We start from the raw sequence: 22,666 nt of genomic DNA, 5'->3' as shown, positions 1-22,666 counted from the left end.
GGTACTTTCCAAGCAGCACGCTTCTTAACCCTTTAGACCTGTTTAACCACTCGGTTCTAGAGCTTGGAACTGGCACGCATCCCAAGGTAGGATTTTTAACACTTGCCGTTAACGTAGTGCGCGTAGCACTTAGGCTGGTCAACTTGGGCTATAAGGAGCCCTCGCTTTTAGCGACGGGTCGTTGACCTTATCTATCCCTACCTCAAGAGTTTAGGCGCTTATCCGCCCAAAATCATGAAAAATGCTAAATAGTTCTAAAAGTCTACCGGAAAACCGGGGTTTTGTGGGAAGATTAAAAATTGTCTCTGTTGACGAAAGAATCAGGAAATTAGCTATGGCTCTGCGATTAGGCGACACTGTTCCCAACTTCACGCAATCCTCTAGTGAAGGCGAAATCAACTTCTATGACTGGGCAGGGGATAGCTGGGTCGTGTTATTCTCCCACCCAGCTGACTATACACCCGTTTGCACCACAGAGTTAGGCGAGGTTGCCAAGCTCAAACCCGAATTCGACAAGCGCAATGCTAAAGTCATCGCCCTGAGTGTTGACGATGCCAAGTCTCATCAGGGTTGGATTCAAGACATCAACGAAACCCAGAATACGACCGTCAACTACCCGGTTTTGGCAGATGCGGATAAAAAGGTGTCTGATCTGTATGACATGATTCATCCCAATGCCAATGCTAGTGTGACGGTACGCACCGTCTTTGTCATTGACCCCCAGAAAAAACTGCGCCTGACCATCACCTATCCTCCTAGCACCGGTCGCAACTTTGATGAAATCTTGCGGGTGATTGACTCCCTACAGCTTACGGATCACCATCAAGTCGCCACTCCCGTGAATTGGAAAGAAGGAGATGACTGTGTAATTGTCCCCTCTCTGAAAGACCCAGAAGTCTTAAAAGAAAAATTCCCCAAAGGTTACACCGAAGTCAAGCCTTACCTGCGGATGACCCCTCAACCCAACAAGTAAGGGTTAAGGTAGTGGCGTGGCGCAGCCCTCACTCCATAGTTAAAAAGTAGGGGAAGCAGGGGGAGCAGGGGAAGCAGGGGGAGCAGGGGGAGCAGGGGGAGCAGGGGGAGCAGGGGGAGCAGGGGGAGCAGGGGGAGCAGGGGGAGCAGGGGAAGCAGGGGGAGTTCCTCCTGTAGGGCTGACAGGTGTAGGTTTTTTATTTAAGGGTGGAGACAAGACAAGGGGACAAGGAAGGAAAGAAGACAAGGGGGAAAAACCGTACAGAATTCGGTTCGGTCAAACTAACTTCTAAAAGCCGAAACGCCCTATTTTTCGTTCTCACTCTTCCTTGTCTACGGTCGCTGAGCGAAGTCGAAGTGATGGTCTACCTGTCTTCCAAGTCTAACCTGAACCGCAATCTTAAAAAACCTACCCTTGTGAGCTCCTGTAGGGGCGGGTTTTACCGATAAGGTTTTGGCACAAACTCATAACTTGACTAAACCCGCCCTTCTCAGGGAACAGGGGAGGTACAGAAAAAGGACAATAAAGCAGCAACCTTGTAAAGCAAATGGATATTAAAGAAGGCTTTGTCGGCACAGTAGGGAATACCCCTCTAATTCGATTAAATAGCTTCAGCGAAGAGACAGGCTGTGAAATCCTGGGAAAAGCTGAGTTTCTTAATCCTGGCGGTTCTGTCAAAGACCGCGCCGCCCTCTATATTATTCAAGATGCTGAAGACAAAGGGTTACTCAAGCCTGGTGGTACAGTTGTCGAGGGAACGGCTGGTAATACGGGTATTGGTTTAGCGCATATTTGCAACGCGAAGGGATATAAGTGCCTAATTATCATTCCCGAAACTCAATCCCAAGAGAAAATGGATGCATTAAGAACGCTAGGTGCCGAAGTGCGTCCAGTTCCGGCTGTACCGTATAAAAACCCAAATAATTACGTTAAGCTATCGGGACGAACCGCCAAAGAGATGGAGAATGCAATTTGGGCAAATCAATTTGATAATTTAGCCAATCGACAGGCACATTACGAAACCACGGGACCCGAAATTTGGCAACAAACCGATGGTAAAGTGGATGCTTGGGTGGCGGCTACAGGGACAGGGGGAACATTTGCTGGGGTTTCCATGTTCCTGAAAGAAAAAAATCCCCAGATTAAATCCATTGTGGCTGACCCGATGGGGAGTGGGTTGTACAGTTACGTGAAGACGGGCGAAATTAACACAGAAGGGAATTCTATTACTGAAGGGATTGGTAACAGCCGAATTACTGCCAATATGGAAGGCGTTCCCATTGATGATGCGATTCAAATTGATGACAAAGAAGCGGTGCGGGTGATTTACCAACTGCTGGAAAAAGATGGTTTATTCATGGGCGGTTCTGTAGGAATTAATGTCGGTGCAGCCGTCGCCTTAGCCAAAGAAATGGGACCTGGACATACAATTGTGACGGTGCTTTGTGATAGCGGTTCGCGTTATCAATCGCGGCTTTATAATCGGGAGTGGTTGGCGCAAAAGGGGCTGTTACCTGAACGTTAGTGGCATCATCATCACATCTGTAGACGCGCCATGGCGCGTCTCTACAATACATATTTATTTGAATTTGTCAACCTCTAGACAGGAGTTGATCTGTAAGCAATCATTTTGTCCCTTGGGTGAAGCGTTGCACTGTCAATTGGATGGCTAAAGCCACCAAGCCAACAGCCACGAGACTAAAGACAGCCGTGGCGAGAGTACTGATTCCCACAACTAAAGTACGAACCGCGATCGCAATATTAATCGCCGTCACATTCCCAGAGGGTAGAGGCTTATTCGCTAAGGATTGTGCAATAGCGGTTGTCAGCCAGTATCCCGCGATCGCCAGAGAACCGGATATCAAGGCTGAAATTAAGCAGCGCAAGGGAGTCGGCGGTGTTTGTTCGGTAGTTGTGGGTTGATTATCGGGATTAGTGGTCATGAATCTGATATCTAGGGTTTCATCCTTTATTTATTATGAGTGATTTGCCGGACATCACATTGAAGTATAAATCTTTTTATCTTCAGCTTGCATAATTATTTTATTTAATCTCCCAAGTGTTTGACTTTTCTTGATCAGCAAACTGCATAACTACTCCGATAATATGAATTTAATTTTTATTTCTTTAACTGTAGTGCTGAACCAGTATATAATCTGGCGGCACTGTCCAAATGGCTTGATTACGTTTTCTTAATCCTATCCCACAACAGCGATCGCCTCGATGTTAAGTAGGTTGGTGGAAATAAACTTAACTAGATTAAGTTATGTAAACAAGTCTCAAACCCTTACTGTTCCCTGTTAAGAGTTCCCTGTTAAGAGTTCCCTAATCTCCACCGCTAACTTTAATTGTGTCCACAGATACACTTTGGTTAAGGGTTCTGGGAAAAAGGGGAACTCAGAGGCAGGCGATCGATGAGTTGGTCGCCCTACCACAACAAAACCCATTTCGACAGACTATTCTGGAGATTCTGGCGAACTGGCGTATCACTGTCAACGAAAGCGAAAATTTAAGTGAACAGGATAGGGAGTTGCTTATGAACTTATCACCCGCTTATTTGAAATGGCAGGAAGAAACCTTACAACAAGGTCGGTTTGAAGGTATACAAGTAGGTCGGCTTGAAGGTATACAAGAAGGCATACAGGAAGGCAGGCTTGAAGGACAACGGCAGATGGCGGAAAACTTTCTCAGAGTGCGATTTGGCAAACTGGATCAGGAATTATCGGGTGCGATCGCGCCGATGTTACAGCTACCTCCTCAGGAGTTAACTTCCCTGTTGACTACCCTTTCGGGTGAGCAATTGTTAGAACGGTTTGGAGAGTCCTCTGGCTAATGAATGTTAGACGACACCGGAAACGTTCTAGCCACCTAATCCCAGACGCCTTTGGCAATAAGATAATTAGTGTAGTCGTAAAAAACAACTCTGGCGATGAGATCTGTTATCCGCCCAGTAGAGGTAACTGATGAACCTTTTTTGTGGGACATGCTATATCTGGCACTCTATGTTCCACCCGACGCTACACCTTTACCACGAGAGGTGATTTATCAGCCGGAATTGGCTAAGTATGTTAAAGATTGGGGACAACCGGATGATATCGGTTTTATCGCCATGCTTAAGGACAGTCAAATGCCTGTGGGTGCGGCGTGGTTACGACTATTTAAGAGTAGCAATAAAGGATTTGGATATGTCAACGATGAAACACCAGAACTAACCATCGCTGTTTTGCCGGACTATCGCGGTCATGGTATTGGCTCTCAACTCCTTACCCAGTTAGTTGAAACAGCGCAACCGTGCTACTCTGCCGTTTCTCTAAGTGTATCCCCCGATAATCCCGCCTTGCGATTGTATCGCCGCTTTGGGTTTGAAGTTATTGGTCAAGGGGGAAATTCGTTGACCCTGACTAAAACTTTTATTTCCCCTAAAAATCATATTTACTAGACTATTTTAGTGAAAATAAAAATGGTTTTATGCCCATTCTGTTCTTAAAATTCCATCCGCCATTTTATGTTGATTGATGTCCATCTTAAAATGAATTAAAGACGCCTGATGAGGACGGACACTTAACGTTATTCTGGAAAATATTCAGTATCTAAGGTTACATTTTTGACATTTGGGAGTCAGGGCAAGACGCCTAAAAAATAGTAAATTAGCTTTATTTCCACCGCGCTGTAATCCTTTGGCTGCGCTACGCTAATTAAAGTTATTTCGATTCCCCGGTTCTGATCAGCAGACGACAAGGATCGATAATTGAGACCGATAGCCGGAGTGCGATCGCCTTCTCATTGAGGACATCTCTCAAACGTCAGTAACGAGGTCACCGTGCAGCTAAAACAAGTGATTATCGCCCACAAAGCCAGAGACTCCCAAGGTCAAGCTTGGGCGGAAAAATGCGCTCGGCAATTGGAACAACGCGGTTGTCATGTCCTGATTGGACCAAGTAGTGCCAAGGATAATCCCTATCCTGTGTTTTTGGCATCCGTGATGCAAAACATCGATCTGGCGGTGGTGCTGGGAGGAGATGGCGCAGCCTTAGCCGCCGCACGACACCTCGCCCCCGCAGGTATCCCGATTTTGGCGATTAATATTGGCGGACATCTGGGATTTCTGACCGAACCCTTTGAAGCGTTCAAAGACACCGAACGGATATGGGATCGGATTATCGAAGATCGCTATGCTGTGCAGCGACGCATGATGATCGAAGCCTTTTTGTTTGAAGGGGATTCCCGCCAGGATAGCTTTGCCACACGTACTAATCTCGAACCGATCAGCGATCGCTATTTGGCGCTGAATGAAATGTGCATCAAACCCGCTTCAGCCGATCGCATGATTACCTCGATTCTGGAAATGGAAATTGACGGGGAAGTGGTTGATCAGTATCAAGGGGATGGATTGATTGTCTCCACACCAACCGGTTCCACCTGCTATACCTTATCTGCCAATGGTCCAATTCTCCATGATGGCATGGAAGCGATCGGGGTGACACCGATTTGTCCCTTAAGTCTATCCAGTCGCCCCTTAGTCTTACCTGCGGGTTCTGTTGTCAGCATTTGGCCCCTCGGCGATTATGAACTCAACACCAAGCTGTGGATGGATGGGGTGATGGCAACCCCAATTTGGCCCGGACAACGGGTGGATGTGCGTAAGGCAGATTGCTATGCTAAGTTTATTGTTCTCCGCGAAAATAGTTCCTACTACAAAACCTTACGGGAAAAACTCCAGTGGGCGGGGGCGAGATTTCATTACAGTAATAATCACCGACATTGATTGATGGAGGTTTGCTGAATAAGGATTGTGGTAAGAGGAGGGAATAGGGAACAGGGAACGGGTTTCATGGCTGGAACCCCTAAATTATACTGTTTCAGTTGGATGTAGGGGCGGGTTTTACTACTATCGTTTCCTCTTCACCCGGATGTGACTAAACATTCCTACGGTTCTCTCTTGCATTGCCGGAATTGACTAAAGTAAGAATAATAAAACCCTAACCATACATATCAGTTATGGGGTTAATTGTCTACCCAAAAGCGAGCATTGCATAATGATGATTTCACAAGCCGAGTATCGCCAACGCCGCGAACAGTTGATGAGTCAGATTGGTCAGGGGACGGCTATCTTCCGCAGCGCCCCGGTTGCGGTGATGCATAATGATGTGGAATATAATTTTCGTCAGGATAGTGATTTCTTTTATCTGACGGGGTTTAATGAAGCTGAAGCCGTGGCGGTGTTAGCGCCGCACCATGCTGAACACCGCTTTGTTCTGTTTGTCCAACCCAAAGATCCAGAGAAGGAAGTTTGGACAGGGTATCGGACGGGGGTTGAGGGGGCGAAAGAACGCTATGGCGCGGATGAGGCGTATCCGATTACGGAACTAGAGGAGAAGTTACCCCAGTATTTAGAGAAGGCAGATCGGATTTATTATCAGTTAGGGCGCGATCGCCATTTTAATCAAACCGTTCTCACCCATTGGCAAAAGTTGATGCGGACGTACCCTAAGCGGGGAACGGGTCCGATGGCGATTGAGTCCACGAATCCGCTGCTTCAGAAGATGCGCTTAGTGAAGAGTCCAACGGAGTTGGAGATGATGCGTCAAGCTGTGGCGATTTCTGTAGACGCCCATAATCACGCCCGCAAATTTGCCCAACCGGGATGTTATGAGTACCAAATTCAGGCGGAAATCGAATATATGTTTCGTCAACGGGGGGCGTTGGGTCCAGCCTATCCGTCTATTGTGGCGTCGGGGGTGAATAGTTGTATTCTGCATTATGTGGAAAATACCCGCCAGATGGAAACTGGGGATTTGTTGTTGATTGATGCGGGCTGTGCTTATCAGTATTACAATGCCGATATTACCCGCACGTTTCCGATTGGGGGTAAATTTAGCGGAGATCAACGGATTATCTATGAGTTGGTATTGAAAGCGCAGCAAGAGGCGATCGCACAGGTGCAACCGGGAAAACCCTATAATCTATTTCACGATACCGCCGTGCGCGTATTGGTGGAAGGATTAATGGATTTGGGATTGTTGGCGGGAGATATCGAGGAAATTATTAAGGAGGAGAAATATAAACCCTTCTATATGCATCGAACTGGACATTGGTTAGGCTTAGATGTGCATGATTCTGGGGTATATAAGAATGGGGAAGAATCTTGGCAAACCTTTGAACCGGGTCAAGTGGTGACGGTGGAACCGGGATTGTATATTGGCTTAGATATTAAACCAGTAGAAGGTCAACCTGAGATTCCTGAACGTTGGCGCGGGATTGGTGTCAGAATTGAGGATGATGTTTTGGTTACCGAGTCGGGGAATGAGGTGTTAACGGCTGGGGTGCCCAAGTTGGTGGAGGAGATGGAAAGCTAGAAGGGTAATAATTTGACCAAAATCCGGAGTGTAGGGGCGGGTTTAGGGGCTTTGATGGCGGTGTAACCGATAACTTTTGTGGCAAAACCCGCCCTTTTCTAAAATCAAAGCAATTAATTCCAAAGTAGCCCTGAACTAAAGTAGCCCTGAACTAAAGTTCGGGCTAAAAGCTTAAACCCGTTAAAACGGGTTCAAAGACTTATAGCAACCGCCATAGCGGTTAGGACACATCATTTATGTAGAGACGCGCCATGGCGCGTCTCTACTTTAGGTTTATGGAATACAGAAAGCATGAGTTGAGCGCGAGCTTCGTTTTTTGCCCTCCGCTCAGGTGTCATTCGCTTTCGTAACTCGCTAAAGGGCTTGGTTTTCATAAGCTGTTCGGCATTTAAACCTTAATATCAATAATGGCGCAATCCTTGCCGTAGTGCGTTAAGCGAAGCCATGCCGCAGGCTTTGCATCTTGCTCGCTACTAATACCCAATTTAAATGCATGACAGCTTATTCACACATCTTTTCTCCCGAATATGTATCAATCTTGTTAAAAAATCACGGTTTTAACCATGAGCTTACCTTCTATCCTAATCTCAGACCTATCTCAATGACCACCAATAACGTTCTTTTACCCAACGCATTTAACCTTTTTGAGACTTCCATCTTCCTTGAGAGACACAACCTCAACTTTGACCGTTTGCCCTTCAGAGAGCAATTTCGCCTTTTTTGGATCTTTTTCCGTTAATTTAATCGTTTCCAAAATCGTGTATGTTACCTTATTTCCCTTAACGCCTGTAACCGTGGCGTCTAAGACTTGACCCACCTGAAAGTCATGAGTGCTAACCACCTCAGCAATTTCAGCTTGACGCGCTGACTCGACAACGGGGGCGCTAATTTCGCCAACAGATCCAGTGTTTTTGTAATAGCGCATTAGCCGATAAGACCAGCCTAAAATATGTAACATGACTGGGGGATTATCTTGATAGGCTTTTAGGTATTGGTTACAAGCATTGTCAATCGCTTGGTAATAGTCAGACGTTCGCTTACTATGTCCAATTTGTCTACCATTTCTGACCAATGTTTTGAGATAATCAAACAATTTGGTTCCGTCTTGGTTGGCGTAATTGCGAAGATAGGCGATCGCTTTTCCTAGTTCATTCACATCTGTGTCCGCTTTAACTAGGCTTTGCGCGATCGCATGGGCAATTTGCCACTGGAGTTCGGTTAAGTCTTCTGTTATTAACATAGAGATTTAATTCTTTGTCTGATAGATCTCTACCAAGTTTCCGTCCCCTTGCGGGGAAGTGTGTTTGGAAAGTGTCGGAGCGTCAGGAGAATCTTCCGGCGATCTACTGTTTCCATCCCCTTGCGGGGAAGTGTGTTTGGAAAGTCGCCACCCAAGTATACTTGTGAGGCACAACTGATGCGTTTCCATCCCCTTGCGGGGAAGTGTGTTTGGAAAGAGTTCGCTCAGGAAGCCTTACAGGGACTGGGTTTCAGCGTTCGACTGAGCGCTCACGCCGAAGTCCGCCCAATCGACACACCTTTTTTATTTGTCAATTAACCAACGCTTATTGACAAATAAATCCAGATTCCATCGCCCAAAACCCTTACCTAGAGGGCTATCGACACACCTCAACGGAAAAATGAGGGTTTCAGCCATTGGACGAGGTGTGTAGATAAGCTGAATTGCCGTACTATTTTATGCAGTTGTCGAGGTTCTGCTGTTGATATTCAATCATACCGGAAACTTGCCCTTAAGCCAAACAATTTAGCGCCCTTGGTGGGATGGGGTTGTCGTGCGATCGATCGCACCTTCTGTTGGTGGAAACAAAAGCCATGAAGCGGTAGAATTGGAGGATTTCCGGTAGCGCGATCGCTTTCTTATTTTTCGGGTGGGCTGGATGCGCCGAATTTGCCAGGTGTTTCCGTCCCCGGATTGGCAAATAAGGAGGAACGGGCGACCTGAGTCAATTGAGTAGACTACCGTTGTTAATTAATGCAAGCGAGTCGCCCCTACAAATATTTATTGCATATTAGATTGAAAGCGATCGCGTTTATTGATCATAATCTGGCTGGCTATTCATTCTCTTACTCCCCTCTCCCCGGCGTGGGAGAGGGGCTGGGGGTGAGGGGTTTAGCTTAAGTTGACACGGATGAAGACTTGCGCCCAATTTCACTAATAAATTCCTTCCGGCGGTTCTCTCTGTGTCGGATATCCCAACACCTTAACTAACTCCTGCAATGACTGAGATTGCACCAATTCTCGATGCGCCGCCTGAATCGCCTGTTGGATCAACTGTTGCAAAGGTTTTCCCGTCAAGGGTTGGGATTGGCTTCGGTAAGATAAATAGCGATCGCGTATATTATCCACAGGTTCTACACTCGTTACCTCAACCGTCATTGTCCCCATCCCAATCGGTTTACCGCTACCAACTTTCAGGGCGATCGCGTGTTGTATATCTTGTCCCAGTACAATCAGTAGGGTTCCCAGTTCCCCTTGGGTTAAATTTCGATAGGGTAATGATGTGGTAAAGCCAAAAGTTTTCACCGCTTGTTGTACCGATATTCCCTGCTGTTGTCCTTTATCAACTGCCCGAATCGTGTGATAATAAAACTTACGTCCCGCCACTTTTCCTTGCTTAAAATAACCGGGATATTCACGAGGACGAGGCTGATAGAGAGAGGGTATAAATCCAGAACGAAATTCCGTGGATTCACACTCAGCATCCCTAAACTGAATTAACCCTTGCCAATTCAGCGCCCCAAATACCCGACAAGCCGGACAGAGTTGGGTTTTGTCGCGACATTCCTGATAGCCTGGGGGGATTTGATTGGATTTTGCCCTCGTTTTACACAAGCAGCTACGGGTAATTGCTTCATAAGTAGACCGTACCACACCCTTAAGAGAACTCCCCGGAATAATTAACTGTCCTGCGCTTCCCTGAATCATGGTTTTAATCAAGGGAATCGACTTTTGTCCCACATCCGTTCCCAAGGCGACAACACCCGTAGAAACGTGTAATCCGGTTTGCACCGTTAACTTTAACTGTAACCGTCCATGAACGCGAGCGCGATAATATTGATCTTGTCCTTTAGGCGGTTGTAATTGCGGCTTCTGTTTCGGTAAAGGAATCAGATGATAGGGTTTCTGGGCAATGATTTGGGATGGCTGAGGGCGGGTACGGGGTTTATTGTAACTCATCGGCTTGCTGAATAAGTACTGACTTAATTAGCCCTGAATTAAAGCCCTGAACTAAAGTTCGGGCTAAAAGCTTAAACCCGTTAAAACGGGTTGACAAGACTAACTGTTTGGCAACTCCACAGTTAAAGCAACAAAATGCACCGTTGCGGTGGGTTGAGCGATAAAATAACGCTGGGCTAATTTCGGCTGATTCGAGACACTATTACTCACATCCAGACTCTGTGGATAAATAAGCGATCGCGGAAATCGAGTTTCAGTTGTAGAATACCCATAAGCTGGGCGTTGTTCGGTTTTCCAATAGGATTTATCCTCAGATTCACTAGCATATTCTGGATCATCAATAATCGATTTAAACCCCGGAACCTCACCCGTATTCGACAACACAAGGACGCTATAACGGTCATTTTGGCATTTCCAGCGCAATTCGCGATCGCAATTAAACATCTGTCCTTCAGGAGAAGGAAAATCATCCGGTAATTTGTCCACAATTCCACTCACTTGATGACTCCAGCGCAGAAAATAATAACTCGGCGCCGTGGCTAGCTGTTCCACTAATTCTCTTAACTCCGTCTCAGTAAGCAAATCTTGACAAACACCAACAAAAGGATTCATGCTGCAACTCCTTCTACTGTGACTCTTCACGGGAAGTCTAGAAACCTGAGTCGGGGCGGGTTTAGTTACTTATGGTTGCAACCGAAAAGATAGTAGTGAAACCCGCCCCTACACAATTCACACTCACGTTACGCCACATAGGGTGAAGAGTCGGCTTCCACTCTCTGACACCAAGCCCGAACCGCCCGCATAAATAAATCCTGAACTTGTTCCTTTCCTCGCCATTTTAACTGTACCCCAAACCCCAGCGCCATTGATTCCGCTCGCACAGGAGTATCTTGCATATCATTAGCCGGAAAACCATACCGTTCTCGTTCCGCTTCCGCCAGAAACACCCCAGCCCCCAAAAGTTGATTATCTTGCCATTCACCGCCACCGCCCAGACTCCGAATCCGTTGATTTTCAACAACACAACCCGGATATTGAACAACCGCCTGGTTTAATTTTACCTCCACACTTCCCAATCCACGAGACTTAGCAAAGCCCAAACCAAACCACCCCTCATCTAAATCGCGCAACACCAAACCAATTAATCCCAATTGGGCTAATGAGAAGTTTTTCAGATGCAGTTTAGTGCGAAACTCCCCCGCCGTACAAACTTGATAATTAAATGGTCCCACCGCCACCGAACCAAACACGCGGTCAATCGCCACCCCATTCCGTTCTTCCAGTTTCACCGATTGAGAGTCAACCGGATAAGCATCCTCAATTCTAATCCGACTCGCAATTGACGTATTCCCAAACATTTGATCCGTAAACGAGGATAACTTATAGAGTTCATAACCTGACTTATTTTTAAGATAGTCATAATTATCATTTAACGGATCATTTGCCCAAAGGCTATTCGGATTATCAGAATTCCGATTATCGCGTCCCACCGTTCTTACAATTCGTTCAGCATGGGCGCGAATTGCCCCTTTTAGAGAACTTCCAGGTAAATAAACCGAACGCCCTCCCCCATGATAAGTTTCCACAAATTCCATATCCGGCTTCGTCGGATCAGCCCCTTCCCGCCCTGACTTAATCAGAATCGGTCCACAGGGAATTAAACTAAAATCAATCGTACATTGATTAACCAATCGTTTGTGCATAATCTCAATTGATCTTAAACTACCTATCCTTTAAGCCGCGACTAACGTATCGAGTTGGGCTTCACAGTGTTGAAAAATCGAGTTAACGACGGCAAATAGTTGATCAAGATTTTCAATAATGTATGGAGTCGTATGTTTGGTAAATACATTGCCTTCTAGCTTGCCAAACTGCCAGACTTGCCCATTAGACACAATACCAAAGACAGTAATCTGAGGATGTTGATTTAGACGTTGAGCCGCCACCATTTCGGCTGCACACTGACCCCACCCTTCCTTAAACTTATCTTGTTTTGCCTCAACCAGCAAAAAATAGGGTTGGTCAAAAACCACCTTTCCCAGAGGAGAGCGTTTCGCTAAAATATACTCCGGAAATCCCGAAAGCGTCTCATCGTAATTCAGGGATTCATGACTCCATAAAATAAACTTCCTCGAATAACATTTCCAGACCTGTTTCAGCACCGGATAAATAAGATTCTCACAAATAGCAAACTCAGAATTATTCACCACCCCTTCCTCCATAACCATCTGGAGATCTTCCCGGAAATAATCCGGAATATCAAAAGGAGATTCAACAATAAAACTAGCTTCCGTATAAGTAATCTGAAACTCCTGGATAACATCCGCAATACTTGTGTACTTGCTAAATGACATAATCACCTCACATCATTTCGTTCGTAGTTGCGCTTTAGCGCCCTAAACGTCACATCACCCACCCCAATTGTAATTCATACGTAGGGTGCCGTTCGTAGTTGCGCTTTAGCGCCCTAAACCTTCGCCTTCCCCACCCCAATTTTAATTCATACGTAGGGTGCGTTACGCTCCGCTAACGCACCGTTGAGCAAGGGCGGTTCTGACACAGCTAAAATGCTAGAATAGGTTTGTTTTGTAGTGAGGGGACTTTAGCCCTCTCCAAGTAGGTGTTATAGCACTAAAGTGCTTACTACAAACAAAAGCAGGTTTTGTGATTCAATTATCCGTAACCCGCCAAATTCAATCCCTAAACCCGCCCCGACAAGAAATTGATACATCATCACCTCGTATTTACCTCAGCCGTCTGATTTTTACGATTCTCCAGATAACTAATCAAAGACTGTACCCACTGATCCTTATACCCTTGACCATCCTCATAAGCTGAACCCTCATTATTAACCATTTTCTTAAGATAATTCAGCAACTTATCCGCATCAACCTCATCCCGATTACTTTCATCCCTAGCATCAAACCAATCCATCCGCTCAACCTCCAATTTAACCACACCCAAACCCCGCGAACGCCCTCCCCCCAGTGGAATTTGTTCCGTCTCAAACTGATGTAACCCAATCATCAACAACCCCAACTCCCAATCCTCAGCATTTTCCACCACCGCCTTAAACTTAAACGGAGTTCCGGCTGGAACCACTTGGAAATCATATAATTTCCCATCAGCCGCCGTTTCTGTATCTCTATCAATCGCCACCCCATCCCGTTCTTGATATTGACCAAACCAATAATCAGGTAACACAGTTAAATCTCGAACTTGAAACTTACTCGCCAGCCAAGGTGAACCAAATAGAATAGAAATTAAATCAGTCTGACTTAAAATAGCCTCAGTCAGCGCCGTATCCGTGGTATATTGCTCTTTCAATTGCCTCATTTCCTGAGCCGTAATTGACCACTCCTCCTCCACCGCCGGATTAGCCACCAAAGTCCGCTCCCCGCCCAGGATACCACGGAGGAAACATTCCAAGCGCGATCGCAAAGCCCCCTTAAAACTAGCACCCGGTATCAACGGTTTACCCAACGCATCTTTAATCACGGGTAAATCTGAACCAATTGGTTCCGTAGAACGCCCTGCACTAATTCTTAGTGCCGTTACCGTTGTCAACTTCCCGCCAATGTCCAAACGATTCTTAAAACAATCAAACATCATATTATCTCCCAATTCGTTCGTAGTTGCGCTTTAGCGCCCTAAACCTTCGCCTCCCCACCACCAACCCTGACTCTAACTTTTCTAGAAACCTGCGTCTGGGCGGGTTTAGTCACATCCGGATACAACCGAAAAGATAATAGTGAAACCCGCCCCTACACAATCATTGCGCCACATACCGTAAAAACTCAAACCCTGACTAAGCTGTCATGCATTTAAATTGGGAATGGGTAGCGAGCAAGATGCAAAGCCTGCGGCATGGCTTCGCTTAACGCACTACAAGGATTTTGCCATTCTTGACATTAAGGTTTAAATGCCAAACAGCTTAACTCAGACTCAACCAACTAAACACATCTTGAACCGATAACCGTAAATCGCCCAAAAAACTAAGCACAGACAACCTATCTTGATTTTGCTTAATTTTCGGCTTAAACTTAATAATGCTGGTGGGCAATGCACACCCTAATTAATCTACGAAATCCATACGCATGAAAGGAGAATAGGAACGTCGTTCAGTCTCAGGATTGACTGTAATTTTACTAGCATAATTTGCACCTTCTTGATCCTCACGGATTGCTCTCCACACCAACAGACGCCAACCTTCCACAGAGACCAAATAGCGGTCAGTAGTTCGCCCAGGTTTAAGCCAGCGTAATCCATTCCCAACATTAATATGTTCCTTTTGCTCAAAAGTATCCTTAGAAGCCGCTACTCGTGACAGAAAGCGAAATGGATCACAGTCATCCAGTTGTTTAATATTCTCAAAACAATCTTTAATAGCTTTTTGAGAAAGAAAGGGAACCAAGACAGAAGGACTACGTAACTCATCAAGGAATAAGATACCAATAGCCGATAGAGTCACCTGTCCATCAATATGCTCAACGAGCGATTTCAACTTTTCTCTTTCATCATAAGAGATATTTCTTTCCCATTCTGCTTGAGGAATAGCTGTTTCGCGCTCAATTTTTTCAAATAAACTTTTATGAGCCTCAAATTGCGAACGGCTGAATTCTACCGGAAGTGGCGGTAATTCTAGAAATTTAGTGGACTGCTCAAAAATGTAATCACACTTAACACCTTTTAACATCCCGACTAAAACGGTATAAGGAACCAGTGCCTTATATCCTCCAGTTGGATTCAGGATAATATTACTTGCCCCATATTCATCAATTTCCTTGAGAATATGTCCGACAAATTCAATAACTCCCCTTGTCCGGAATAGTTCAGCATCTGTGACTTGCAACCCTTGAACTTGTTTTATTTCTACCTTTAGATTAGTCCAGTAATGATGCAAATATTTTTTAACCGCAATAGCACAGCAATACCCATCCTCTGTACTTGAAGCCAGAAGAAGTATTCTATCCCTATCCGTAATACCAATTCGCACCAGAGAATGAATTTCAGCAGACAAGTCATTTTTTAAACTTTCTCCCTCTGGGCGGATATCACGGAAAGTCGAAAATATTGTTTCAGCGGCATCTTTCACACTAGGTTGCTGTTTAACCCAATTCGTTAGTGGTCTATCTCTTGGAATTTTTCTAGCAGCGCTAATACCGACAGAACATATCACTGTTTTAACCATTTCTCTCAAACTCTCCGATTCTATTGATGCACACAGAATAGTTATTATTCCTATATAAGGATAGCCGTATCCCTGCTTATTATTTGTTCTGCAAAGCCTCCATTAACCTAAAAACATTAATTTTATTTTCCATCTTTTAAATACTTGAGATGACGAGACCCATAGCCCAAATAACGGCGAATCAACTCTAACCAAACTTGCTTCAACTCACCTTGAGAGGATTCAGCAATACTCTGGGCATTTTTCTTAATATTACCATCAATATCTTGAATAATTCTCTCCGCTAGAGAACCTTTACCCCTCCCCCATTTTTTATCTCGACCGACTTGATAGCGAATAAAATTCTTAATCACTTCCGCACTATCCGTTGTATCAGCAACTCGGACTAAATTACGAAACTGAGACTCTTCTAAATTGCCATATTGAGTCGTATCTAACGCCGCTTGAATCCAGAGGACTAAATCATCCTCAGCTTGTCGGATACCTTTTTGGATCTGAAGTTCCACTTGTTGTTCTTGTAAATTCATACAGCCTCCTCCCAAACTATCGTATGAAAATCATTACAAACTTGTACTTTACCAAACCCTTCAGCCGTGCGATCGCCTATTCCTTTCAACTCTAACATTTCTAACGCCTCAATCCAATCTTTCTCGTTCTCTTTGATTGTACTAAATAAATAAACGCTACCTTTATTCGTAATTAACTCCACATCTTTCATCAATCCCCAAGCCGAATTCCAGCCAGAAATATAGTCATAGCTGCTATAAGCAACGTGCAACTCGACGGGACAATCTCTTAACTGAGCAAACTCTTTTAGCATATCTTCAGAAATCACCATAGTCCGTTGCCAGTTTTCAGTTAAAATCGCATCAGATTGCAAATCTAATGTAAAGTAAATCCGATTCTCTAAGGGACGATTGCCAAAGAGATTTCCCCACTCACGCCAACGGTTCTGGATAGCATGATTAAACCGATGAATACGGGAGTCTAGGGTTTGCTTAACTGAACTCACCGCGCCATGAATTTCCACTTTACCCAAACCTCGCGACATGGAACCACCTAGGCGGAAGTTTTTTGAATTAAGATTGATAAATTGAGTCAGTTGATCTGCCAGGTTATCATCTTCGACTAGAATCGAACTGCGATAAACAACGGGTTGCTGAGTCTCCGTTTCATTCAGAACCTCAATGCTATATAAAACTTGTTCTTCTGCTGTCGCCCGACGCCGATTAATGCCCACACGAGTTAGCAAACGTTTAGATACGGAATGAGTTTGATAGTTTTGCTGATTATTTTGGCTGTAAAATCCACTATAGGGTTCAACTCGTCCATCATCTTGGGGACATATCGGATCATAAGGATAACCATAGCATTCAGCACAGAAGCGATCAATTAGAGTATCAAAAACGCCGTAACCTTTTGGCTTAAATCCAGGATTAGTCTTAGAACTTAAGGCAGTAGCAGGTAACACCTTAATCTCTTCATTACTATCTGTGGGGGCGGGATAGCCATTCCGGAAAATTGCCGCATTGTCCCGGAGAAATAAGTCCTTAAAATCGTTATTAGTTGCTGTTAAATCAGGATGTTCCAGATTAGACTGTTGAATCATCTGGGAAGCAATCGCCCCCCGAATTACTGAACCGGGAATATAGTCTCCCGCTTCACTCACTGAACCCCCTGGTTTTTTCCGCCCAATGGCTAGAGGTGACAAGGCGGTAATGGTTAGTTGAATCTGTTTCATTTTATCTCTCCAGGTAACAGGGTTTGCCAATCCTTTTCATCTACTGACAACCCCTGAATTTCCCACCTCAACCATCCCAATCCTACTGATTTAGAACCGCCCAAAGCATTAATATGGTGTAACCCAGCTAAAATTAAGGCTTTGGTAGAAGCAGGAGAATTAGGCTGAATGAGAATGTCGCCAGTAAACTTAAGCTGAACATTTGCAGGTGAGGTTTCTAAGAAGTAGAGTTTTTTCTCTTCGGCGGTATGACGACGACGATTAATCGTCACACCTGGGCGGAGAACTTCTGGTGGAAGATTCTCTGGTTCTTCTTGGCAAATTAAGTCATCAAAGATGACTCGTGAAGGTAAGGCGGGATTACCAAACATCTGACAAATTAAACAATGATATCGGTGATCTCCTGGTACTCGATAATCCTCGTCTCGTTGAAAACGTCTCGCCTCGTCTTCGGGAAAATCTGCACGTTGGGGACACATCATTTGAGGATTAGGGCCTTGACAAATTGCCCACCCTAACCCCCGTGATATTTTCTCACATTCATGGCGCAAACGCCCTTTAAGTTGAGATGCAGGAATCAAAAGTTTGTTGTCCGCAGTACGCACAATTGGCTTATCGGCGAGAGAACCCGAAGAACCTCCCGCACCCACGCATAAAGCGGTATCAATGACAGCCGTTAGGGAGATTGTTTCAACTGGATTAGATAGTAATTCTTGTAGATAAATCATGAGTTACTAATCATTGTTCTTGTCTGAGAGGCTGATTCGGGTTGCACTTCAATGAAGGGATAAAGTTCTATGAGTTCTCGCCAAATAGTATAATAAGTTGATTTTTTAAGTAAATTCAAGAGATTATACTGTAATCGAAACTGTTCCGGTGTAAACCTTTCCAATAAAATTAGCACGATAAGATTTGTAATCATGCTATTGCGCTCAAACATCCACGGGGCTAAATTGCCATCGTTGGTTATCGCTTTACACCACGCTTCTTCAAAGTATTCTTTCAATAGTTTTTGTTGTTCCGGTTGTAATCGCACCCGGAAATATCGATAATTTAGCATCGTTGTAGATTTACCTCGCTCTAATAAGCTGCGAATTTGATAAAGTTGCGATCGCGGAAATTCTGACTGCTTTAGTTTCTCCCCAGTTTCTATCAATCCGCCGAGTTCATGTAAGGTGTAGGGTGCGCCATAAAGTTTCAGGGTTGGTTTACTTTTGTCTTTTTCCTGCTTGGTTAAAGCCTCTTGGCGAAAGGATTCGATATTGGAGGAAATCATGGTTACTGATTTTAGGGTAAGAAAATCAACGGTTCCGCCATGATAGCCATAGTCTTTTTTTAACTGTTTTGCCTTCTTCTTGGCTGACTTAAGTAATTGATTGGTCAAGTTTTCAGCATAATAAATTGGTGTTTGATAAGCCGTAATTAGAACCCCCGTTGACATACTCAGTTTACATTGTGAAGGTTTGACAGGTATCTTCCCTTGGTATCTGTGACAATCTTGAGAACGTGAGATTATGTCTGAATCAGTAATTCGATAGTCTTCTTTCCCTTGTATTTTTTCGCCTTCCAGAAGGATTCGCTCAAACTCCTCGCCAATAGTTTTAGCAATTGCCAGTGCTTTATCGGCTGGAACAATTAACATGACATCATCCCCACCAATCGTGAGAATTTCAAAGGGATAAATAATCTCGTCATTCCGATGTTGATTGTCTCCGGTTAAACCATTTAGTTTATGAGGTTTAAGATGCTGTCCGAGGGCGTGGTACACTGATTCTTCTGTAGCCGTGAAGATATCTCGGCTAAATCGGCGATAATCTTGGGGCGTTTTAAGTTCTTTCTGAATATAACCTCCCATGTTATTGCCATCAGCATAAATATAGCCGACAAAACCATTCCCAGCATTGCCAATTTCGGTAAGCGATCGCGCTTCGCCAATCTTCTGTTTGCGATTGTCTTGATAATAGCGATCTCGATAGTGACTTTTTTCGATAAACCGCCTAAATTTAACCACCCAGCTTTCCAGATACCCTGAATTCCATAATGTCTTAACTTGACCAAGTTGCCATTTCCAATCCGAATTCTCTGTCCACCATGTTTGACTTCGACTCCCTTCTCCTTTCGTTCGTTGTCCAACAATACGCTTACGGGCTAAAGCATCAGAAAACCAAGGTTCATCCGGAAAAAGACTCACAGAAGCAATGGCTAGGCGATGTTCGACGTCATCCCGCAATAAATAAGGATGGGTTTCAAACATAGGCGGATAGCGACGGCTGGGACGTTGGCGATCGGGTTCGTTATTTCCGTTGCGTCGCTGCTGAAATAAAGCCGCTAATTTTCCAGTTATTTCGTTAAAATTCTTGCGGTTTTCAAATAACTCTTTCCAGTCTTGACCCTTTTTGACTTGACCAAAGTAGGCGATTGCAATCGGATTAGTTTGCCGTTTCTCATCCTCTAGATACCAGTCCAACCATTTGGTTTGTTCAATCGGATAGTCAAGTAATCCAAATCGCAGTTCCAGCAATCTGAAACTTTCTCCTACCGCACAAGAATTAGCGGTCAAGGTTTCTGCTGTATAGCGTTTTTCAATTAAATTGACCAAATCCGGGACAAAGGCTGTCGGGCAAAAGGCTAAAATATTACCCCCGGTTGAGTAAATCACTAACTCCGGAATCAGTGCGTCCCATAACGAGTGTAGTTTTTTATCTTTGTGTTGTAAGTCTCGCCTAACCCTTTGGCAATATTGTCTGGCTCGGTAACATTCTCCAAACTCCTCTGGCAATTCTTCACACTTAAAAAACGCAGGTAAATCAATTAAATTAATTCGATCCAGTAATGCCGATGCGCCCCGAATTTCGGGAAGCTTGGCTGATTCAAACACATAGCCTTTAATCTTGGTTGCTCCGCCGTAGACTAAACCAATTTTAGATGTCCACAGTGTCGGATACTGTTCAGTTAATTGCTGTAATTCATCCAACGTCTGAGGAAAGTCTAGCCCTTCTGTTTGTAGTAAGCACTTTAGTGCGTCTATCTCCGAAACATTGTTCCCTTGATCTACCGTTTGTAGTAAGCACTTTAGTGCGTCTATTTCCGAAACATTGTTCCCTTGATCTACCGTTTGTAGTAAGCACTTTAGTGCTTCTGTATCCGGAACATCTTTCCCTTGACGCAGCGCCTCTCGCATTTGCTGCAAGATACTCAAATCAAACTGGGGTTCACGCCCCTCGCCCCAAGCGAGACACCAGGCGATTCCAATGATTAGGGGGTTGAGAGAATGAGTCATGATTCAGCGTGCGTTTAAGAACTATAGCCTTGAACTAAAGTTCAGGCTCAAAGCTAAAACCCGTTAAAACGGGTTCAAAGCATTGTCTCTAGTAATCTTTAGTTTACTTGAGCTTAAAGATAAGAAATTGATGTCCTGGCGTCCAAGTCAGCAGCATTCCGCCTAAGCCCAATGGCACTAAAATAAGCCTTTTGGGATCGCCGAAATCTTTGATAGACTGTAGGGTGGGCATCGCCCACCAGCCCTAAGTCAGCAACATTCGGCTTAAGTCAGTGACATTCAGTTTGAAGTCTATTTTAATGGACAATAGCTGTCAGCCAGTCCTTTGAACAAAAGTTGAGCGCAGTCCCTAGATGGTATCTTGATTTAGGTAGGGTTAGCGAAACACGGAAGGTTTTGTTAAAACCTTCACACTTTGATCTTGGGGCGGATGTTTGAGCCTCAATATCTGATAATCCCCCTCGCTGGATGTTGGATTACTGAGACAGGGCGGCGGGTAATTCCACGGGAAATACTTCACCCACGGAAACATCGTGAGTGTGAGTCGCCACGACGACAACGCCTAAACGGGGGTCATAACATCCCACCCAGGCGGCGGGATGACATTCGTGAACTAGGTAACTGTACAGCCAAATCGGACCTTTTCCTTCTATGACGATACCCTGGTTGAAGGGTATTCCTTCTGGTAGTTTGATTCCTTTAATGTCTGGGGGGGAAATAATGCCGTCTTCTGTGGCAATCTGGAAATGCAGGTGTTGATAGGGTAAACCGGTTTGGGTTTGATGGGGAAGCAGTTGAAGTTGTATCGCGTTCATGGTTTTTGCCGTTGGAGTGAGTACGAGGCTAATGTAGCACCCCCTGGGAAAGACCCTTTTCCGATGACAGGAAGGTTTGCCATTTAAGGGGGTTTGCTTGTATGATTATCGGATAATGACAGAACCTAGAAAACTGCATAGCGAAATACGGTAAATTAGCTCATCTACACAGGTCACGCGATCGCTAAAACCCTCATTTTTCCGTTGAGGTGTGTCGATGGCAGTCTAGGTAAGGGTTTTGGGCGATGAAAACCTGAGATTTTTGTCAATAAGCGCTGAGTAATTGACAATGAAAAAAGGTGTGTAGATTTGGCGTCTGAAACTCGCTCCCTGTAAGGTTTCCTGAGCGAACTCTTGACAAACTCACTTCCCCGCGAGGGGATGGAAACTTGCGGTTTAGTCGTGAAAAGCATCTCGCAGTCACTTGCTTGACAAACTCACTTCCCCGCGAGGGGATGGAAACAGAACTACACAGACTCATCGGATTCGGATTCTTGGTGTTCGCTAACCTATTGCCACAATGGGATTGAGTAAAGGGCGACCCGATCGCATTGAGTAAACAGAGTTGTTGATTTGTGCAGGCGGGTCGCCCCTACAGGAGTATTAAAGGTGATCTGCCTTCGCTCTATTTCGCTTTATAAGATGTCCTACAGGTTAAAACAAGTTGAGTAACGCTTGAGGAATTGTCAAAATAGTGGTAGAATGCCACAATTAACGCCAGAACCTAGAAAACTGCATAGCAAAATACGGTAAATTAGCGTATCTACACAGGTCACGCGATCGCTAAAACCCTCATTTTTCCGTTGAGGTGTGTCGATGGCAGTCTAGGTAAGGGTTTTGGGCGATGAAAACCGGAGATTTTTGTCAATAAGCTCTGAGTAATTGACAATGAAAAAAGGTGTGTAGATTTGGCGTCTGAAACCCGCTCCCCGTAAGGTTTCCTGAGCGAACTCTTGACAAACTCACTTCCCCGAAAGGGGATGGAAACAATTTGAGGGAAGCTCCGGCACCGCGAACTTCCATGGAACCTTGACAAACTCACTTCCCCGAAAGGGGATGGAAACTTTGCAGCCACTCTGCTTGCACTTTTGCAATCTCCCCTTGACAAACT

20 protein-coding genes and 1 CRISPR repeat array (1 of these 21 running past the window's edge) are annotated in these 22,666 nt (G+C 44.8%); of the genes, 6 read left to right on the top strand and 14 right to left on the bottom strand.

Annotated elements, in window-relative coordinates:
* Positions 1-334: 334 nt before the first annotated feature.
* Both MC7420_RS25230 and MC7420_RS25225 read left to right on the top strand, forming a co-directional pair.
* A complete protein-coding gene (locus MC7420_RS25230; protein ID WP_006104037.1) occupies positions 335-973 on the top strand; it encodes a peroxiredoxin in 639 nt (212 codons plus the stop codon).
* A 547-nt stretch (positions 974-1,520) separates the two neighbouring features.
* Complete coding sequence (locus MC7420_RS25225) at positions 1,521-2,498, top strand: cysteine synthase A (protein ID WP_006103922.1); 978 nt, start codon at positions 1,521-1,523, stop codon at positions 2,496-2,498.
* A 100-nt stretch (positions 2,499-2,598) separates the two neighbouring features.
* Here the strand turns inward: MC7420_RS25225 and MC7420_RS25220 are convergent, their stop codons facing one another.
* Positions 2,599-2,916: a DUF3082 domain-containing protein gene (locus MC7420_RS25220; RefSeq protein ID WP_006104000.1), complete on the bottom strand. Its 318-nt coding sequence runs from the start codon at positions 2,914-2,916 to the stop codon at positions 2,599-2,601.
* A gap of 407 nt (positions 2,917-3,323) precedes the next feature.
* Between MC7420_RS25220 and MC7420_RS25215 the strand changes: the two genes are divergently transcribed.
* From MC7420_RS25215 to MC7420_RS25200, 4 genes are all read left to right on the top strand, one after another.
* A complete protein-coding gene (locus MC7420_RS25215) occupies positions 3,324-3,806 on the top strand; it encodes a hypothetical protein (protein WP_052307549.1) in 483 nt (160 codons plus the stop codon).
* Positions 3,807-3,902: 96 nt separating this feature from the next.
* On the top strand, positions 3,903-4,412 hold the full coding sequence (locus tag MC7420_RS25210; protein WP_044209620.1) for a GNAT family N-acetyltransferase: 510 nt from the start codon (positions 3,903-3,905) through the stop codon (positions 4,410-4,412).
* Positions 4,413-4,793: 381 nt separating this feature from the next.
* On the top strand, positions 4,794-5,738 hold the full coding sequence (locus MC7420_RS25205; protein WP_006104073.1) for an NAD(+) kinase: 945 nt from the start codon (positions 4,794-4,796) through the stop codon (positions 5,736-5,738).
* 274 nt (positions 5,739-6,012) lie between these two features.
* Entirely contained in the window at positions 6,013-7,329 is a 1,317-nt protein-coding gene (locus MC7420_RS25200; protein ID WP_006103949.1) for an aminopeptidase P N-terminal domain-containing protein, read from the top strand.
* 230 nt (positions 7,330-7,559) lie between these two features.
* Here MC7420_RS25200 and MC7420_RS41825 read toward each other — a convergent pair whose 3' ends face one another.
* The 13 genes from MC7420_RS41825 to crn3 all read right to left on the bottom strand — a co-directional run bounded on the left by MC7420_RS41825 (position 7,560) and on the right by crn3 (position 21,555).
* Positions 7,560-7,703, bottom strand: coding sequence for a hypothetical protein (locus MC7420_RS41825; RefSeq protein ID WP_006103920.1), 144 nt, complete (start codon positions 7,701-7,703; stop codon positions 7,560-7,562).
* 248 nt (positions 7,704-7,951) lie between these two features.
* Positions 7,952-8,569, bottom strand: coding sequence for a hypothetical protein (locus MC7420_RS25195; protein ID WP_006103976.1), 618 nt, complete (start codon positions 8,567-8,569; stop codon positions 7,952-7,954).
* A gap of 933 nt (positions 8,570-9,502) precedes the next feature.
* The gene (locus MC7420_RS25190) at positions 9,503-10,528 is read right to left on the bottom strand and encodes an RAMP superfamily CRISPR-associated protein (protein WP_006103955.1); all 1,026 of its coding nucleotides are present in this window, start codon (positions 10,526-10,528) and stop codon (positions 9,503-9,505) included.
* A gap of 99 nt (positions 10,529-10,627) precedes the next feature.
* Positions 10,628-11,140: a hypothetical protein gene (locus MC7420_RS25185; protein WP_006103926.1), complete on the bottom strand. Its 513-nt coding sequence runs from the start codon at positions 11,138-11,140 to the stop codon at positions 10,628-10,630.
* A gap of 128 nt (positions 11,141-11,268) precedes the next feature.
* A complete protein-coding gene (locus tag MC7420_RS25180; protein ID WP_006103908.1) occupies positions 11,269-12,231 on the bottom strand; it encodes an RAMP superfamily CRISPR-associated protein in 963 nt (320 codons plus the stop codon).
* A 30-nt stretch (positions 12,232-12,261) separates the two neighbouring features.
* Positions 12,262-12,882: a hypothetical protein gene (locus tag MC7420_RS25175; protein WP_006104076.1), complete on the bottom strand. Its 621-nt coding sequence runs from the start codon at positions 12,880-12,882 to the stop codon at positions 12,262-12,264.
* A gap of 379 nt (positions 12,883-13,261) precedes the next feature.
* Positions 13,262-14,137, bottom strand: a complete 876-nt coding sequence (gene csx7 / locus MC7420_RS25170; protein WP_006104021.1) for a type III CRISPR-associated RAMP protein Csx7 — start codon at positions 14,135-14,137, stop codon at positions 13,262-13,264.
* A gap of 466 nt (positions 14,138-14,603) precedes the next feature.
* Entirely contained in the window at positions 14,604-15,719 is a 1,116-nt protein-coding gene (locus tag MC7420_RS25165; protein WP_044209614.1) for a putative CRISPR-associated protein, read from the bottom strand.
* A 122-nt stretch (positions 15,720-15,841) separates the two neighbouring features.
* Positions 15,842-16,246, bottom strand: a complete 405-nt coding sequence (locus MC7420_RS25160; protein WP_044209612.1) for a hypothetical protein — start codon at positions 16,244-16,246, stop codon at positions 15,842-15,844.
* Positions 16,243-17,460, bottom strand: coding sequence for a type III-D CRISPR-associated RAMP protein Csx10 (gene csx10, locus MC7420_RS25155; protein ID WP_006104072.1), 1,218 nt, complete (start codon positions 17,458-17,460; stop codon positions 16,243-16,245). Before csx10 ends, MC7420_RS25160 begins: the two co-directional genes overlap by 4 nt.
* Entirely contained in the window at positions 17,457-18,188 is a 732-nt protein-coding gene (locus MC7420_RS25150; protein ID WP_006103953.1) for an RAMP superfamily CRISPR-associated protein, read from the bottom strand. The genes csx10 and MC7420_RS25150 overlap by 4 nt, the downstream gene beginning before the upstream one ends.
* Positions 18,185-20,740 carry a type III-B CRISPR-associated protein Cas10/Cmr2 gene (gene cas10 / locus MC7420_RS25145; protein WP_006104005.1) on the bottom strand — a complete coding sequence of 852 codons (2,556 nt, stop codon included), beginning with the start codon at positions 20,738-20,740 and terminating at the stop codon, positions 18,185-18,187. Before cas10 ends, MC7420_RS25150 begins: the two co-directional genes overlap by 4 nt.
* A 476-nt stretch (positions 20,741-21,216) precedes the next feature.
* Positions 21,217-21,555, bottom strand: a complete 339-nt coding sequence (gene crn3 / locus MC7420_RS25140; protein ID WP_006103951.1) for a CRISPR-associated ring nuclease Crn3/Csx3 — start codon at positions 21,553-21,555, stop codon at positions 21,217-21,219.
* 951 nt (positions 21,556-22,506) lie between these two features.
* A CRISPR array of direct repeats spans positions 22,507-22,666; the repeat unit is 36 nt; unit sequence CTTGACAAACTCACTTCCCCGAAAGGGGATGGAAAC (it continues 174 nt past the right edge of the window).

It is taken from the genome of Coleofasciculus chthonoplastes PCC 7420 (assembly GCF_000155555.1).
Lineage (GTDB): Bacteria > Cyanobacteriota > Cyanobacteriia > Cyanobacteriales > Coleofasciculaceae > Coleofasciculus > Coleofasciculus chthonoplastes_A.
The sequence above is the reverse complement of the archived record's forward strand: the minus strand, read 5'-3'. Positions and strand labels throughout refer to the sequence as shown.

What these genes read in the sequence shown, in the direction of transcription:
- MC7420_RS25230 (WP_006104037.1), top strand. Translation starts at nt 335, where the DNA reads ATGGCTCTGCGATTAGGCGACACTGTTCCCAACTTCACGCAATCCTCT.
- MC7420_RS25225 (WP_006103922.1), top strand. Translation starts at nt 1,521, where the DNA reads ATGGATATTAAAGAAGGCTTTGTCGGCACAGTAGGGAATACCCCTCTA.
- MC7420_RS25220 (WP_006104000.1), bottom strand. Translation starts at nt 2,916, where the DNA reads ATGACCACTAATCCCGATAATCAACCCACAACTACCGAACAAACACCG.
- MC7420_RS25210 (WP_044209620.1), top strand. Translation starts at nt 3,903, where the DNA reads ATGAGATCTGTTATCCGCCCAGTAGAGGTAACTGATGAACCTTTTTTG.
- MC7420_RS25200 (WP_006103949.1), top strand. Translation starts at nt 6,013, where the DNA reads ATGATTTCACAAGCCGAGTATCGCCAACGCCGCGAACAGTTGATGAGT.
- MC7420_RS41825 (WP_006103920.1), bottom strand. Translation starts at nt 7,703, where the DNA reads ATGAAAACCAAGCCCTTTAGCGAGTTACGAAAGCGAATGACACCTGAG.
- MC7420_RS25195 (WP_006103976.1), bottom strand. Translation starts at nt 8,569, where the DNA reads ATGTTAATAACAGAAGACTTAACCGAACTCCAGTGGCAAATTGCCCAT.
- MC7420_RS25190 (WP_006103955.1), bottom strand. Translation starts at nt 10,528, where the DNA reads ATGAGTTACAATAAACCCCGTACCCGCCCTCAGCCATCCCAAATCATT.
- MC7420_RS25185 (WP_006103926.1), bottom strand. Translation starts at nt 11,140, where the DNA reads ATGAATCCTTTTGTTGGTGTTTGTCAAGATTTGCTTACTGAGACGGAG.
- MC7420_RS25180 (WP_006103908.1), bottom strand. Translation starts at nt 12,231, where the DNA reads ATGCACAAACGATTGGTTAATCAATGTACGATTGATTTTAGTTTAATT.
- MC7420_RS25175 (WP_006104076.1), bottom strand. Translation starts at nt 12,882, where the DNA reads ATGTCATTTAGCAAGTACACAAGTATTGCGGATGTTATCCAGGAGTTT.
- csx7 (WP_006104021.1), bottom strand. Translation starts at nt 14,137, where the DNA reads ATGTTTGATTGTTTTAAGAATCGTTTGGACATTGGCGGGAAGTTGACA.
- MC7420_RS25165 (WP_044209614.1), bottom strand. Translation starts at nt 15,719, where the DNA reads ATGGTTAAAACAGTGATATGTTCTGTCGGTATTAGCGCTGCTAGAAAA.
- MC7420_RS25160 (WP_044209612.1), bottom strand. Translation starts at nt 16,246, where the DNA reads ATGAATTTACAAGAACAACAAGTGGAACTTCAGATCCAAAAAGGTATC.
- csx10 (WP_006104072.1), bottom strand. Translation starts at nt 17,460, where the DNA reads ATGAAACAGATTCAACTAACCATTACCGCCTTGTCACCTCTAGCCATT.
- MC7420_RS25150 (WP_006103953.1), bottom strand. Translation starts at nt 18,188, where the DNA reads ATGATTTATCTACAAGAATTACTATCTAATCCAGTTGAAACAATCTCC.
- cas10 (WP_006104005.1), bottom strand. Translation starts at nt 20,740, where the DNA reads ATGACTCATTCTCTCAACCCCCTAATCATTGGAATCGCCTGGTGTCTC.
- crn3 (WP_006103951.1), bottom strand. Translation starts at nt 21,555, where the DNA reads ATGAACGCGATACAACTTCAACTGCTTCCCCATCAAACCCAAACCGGT.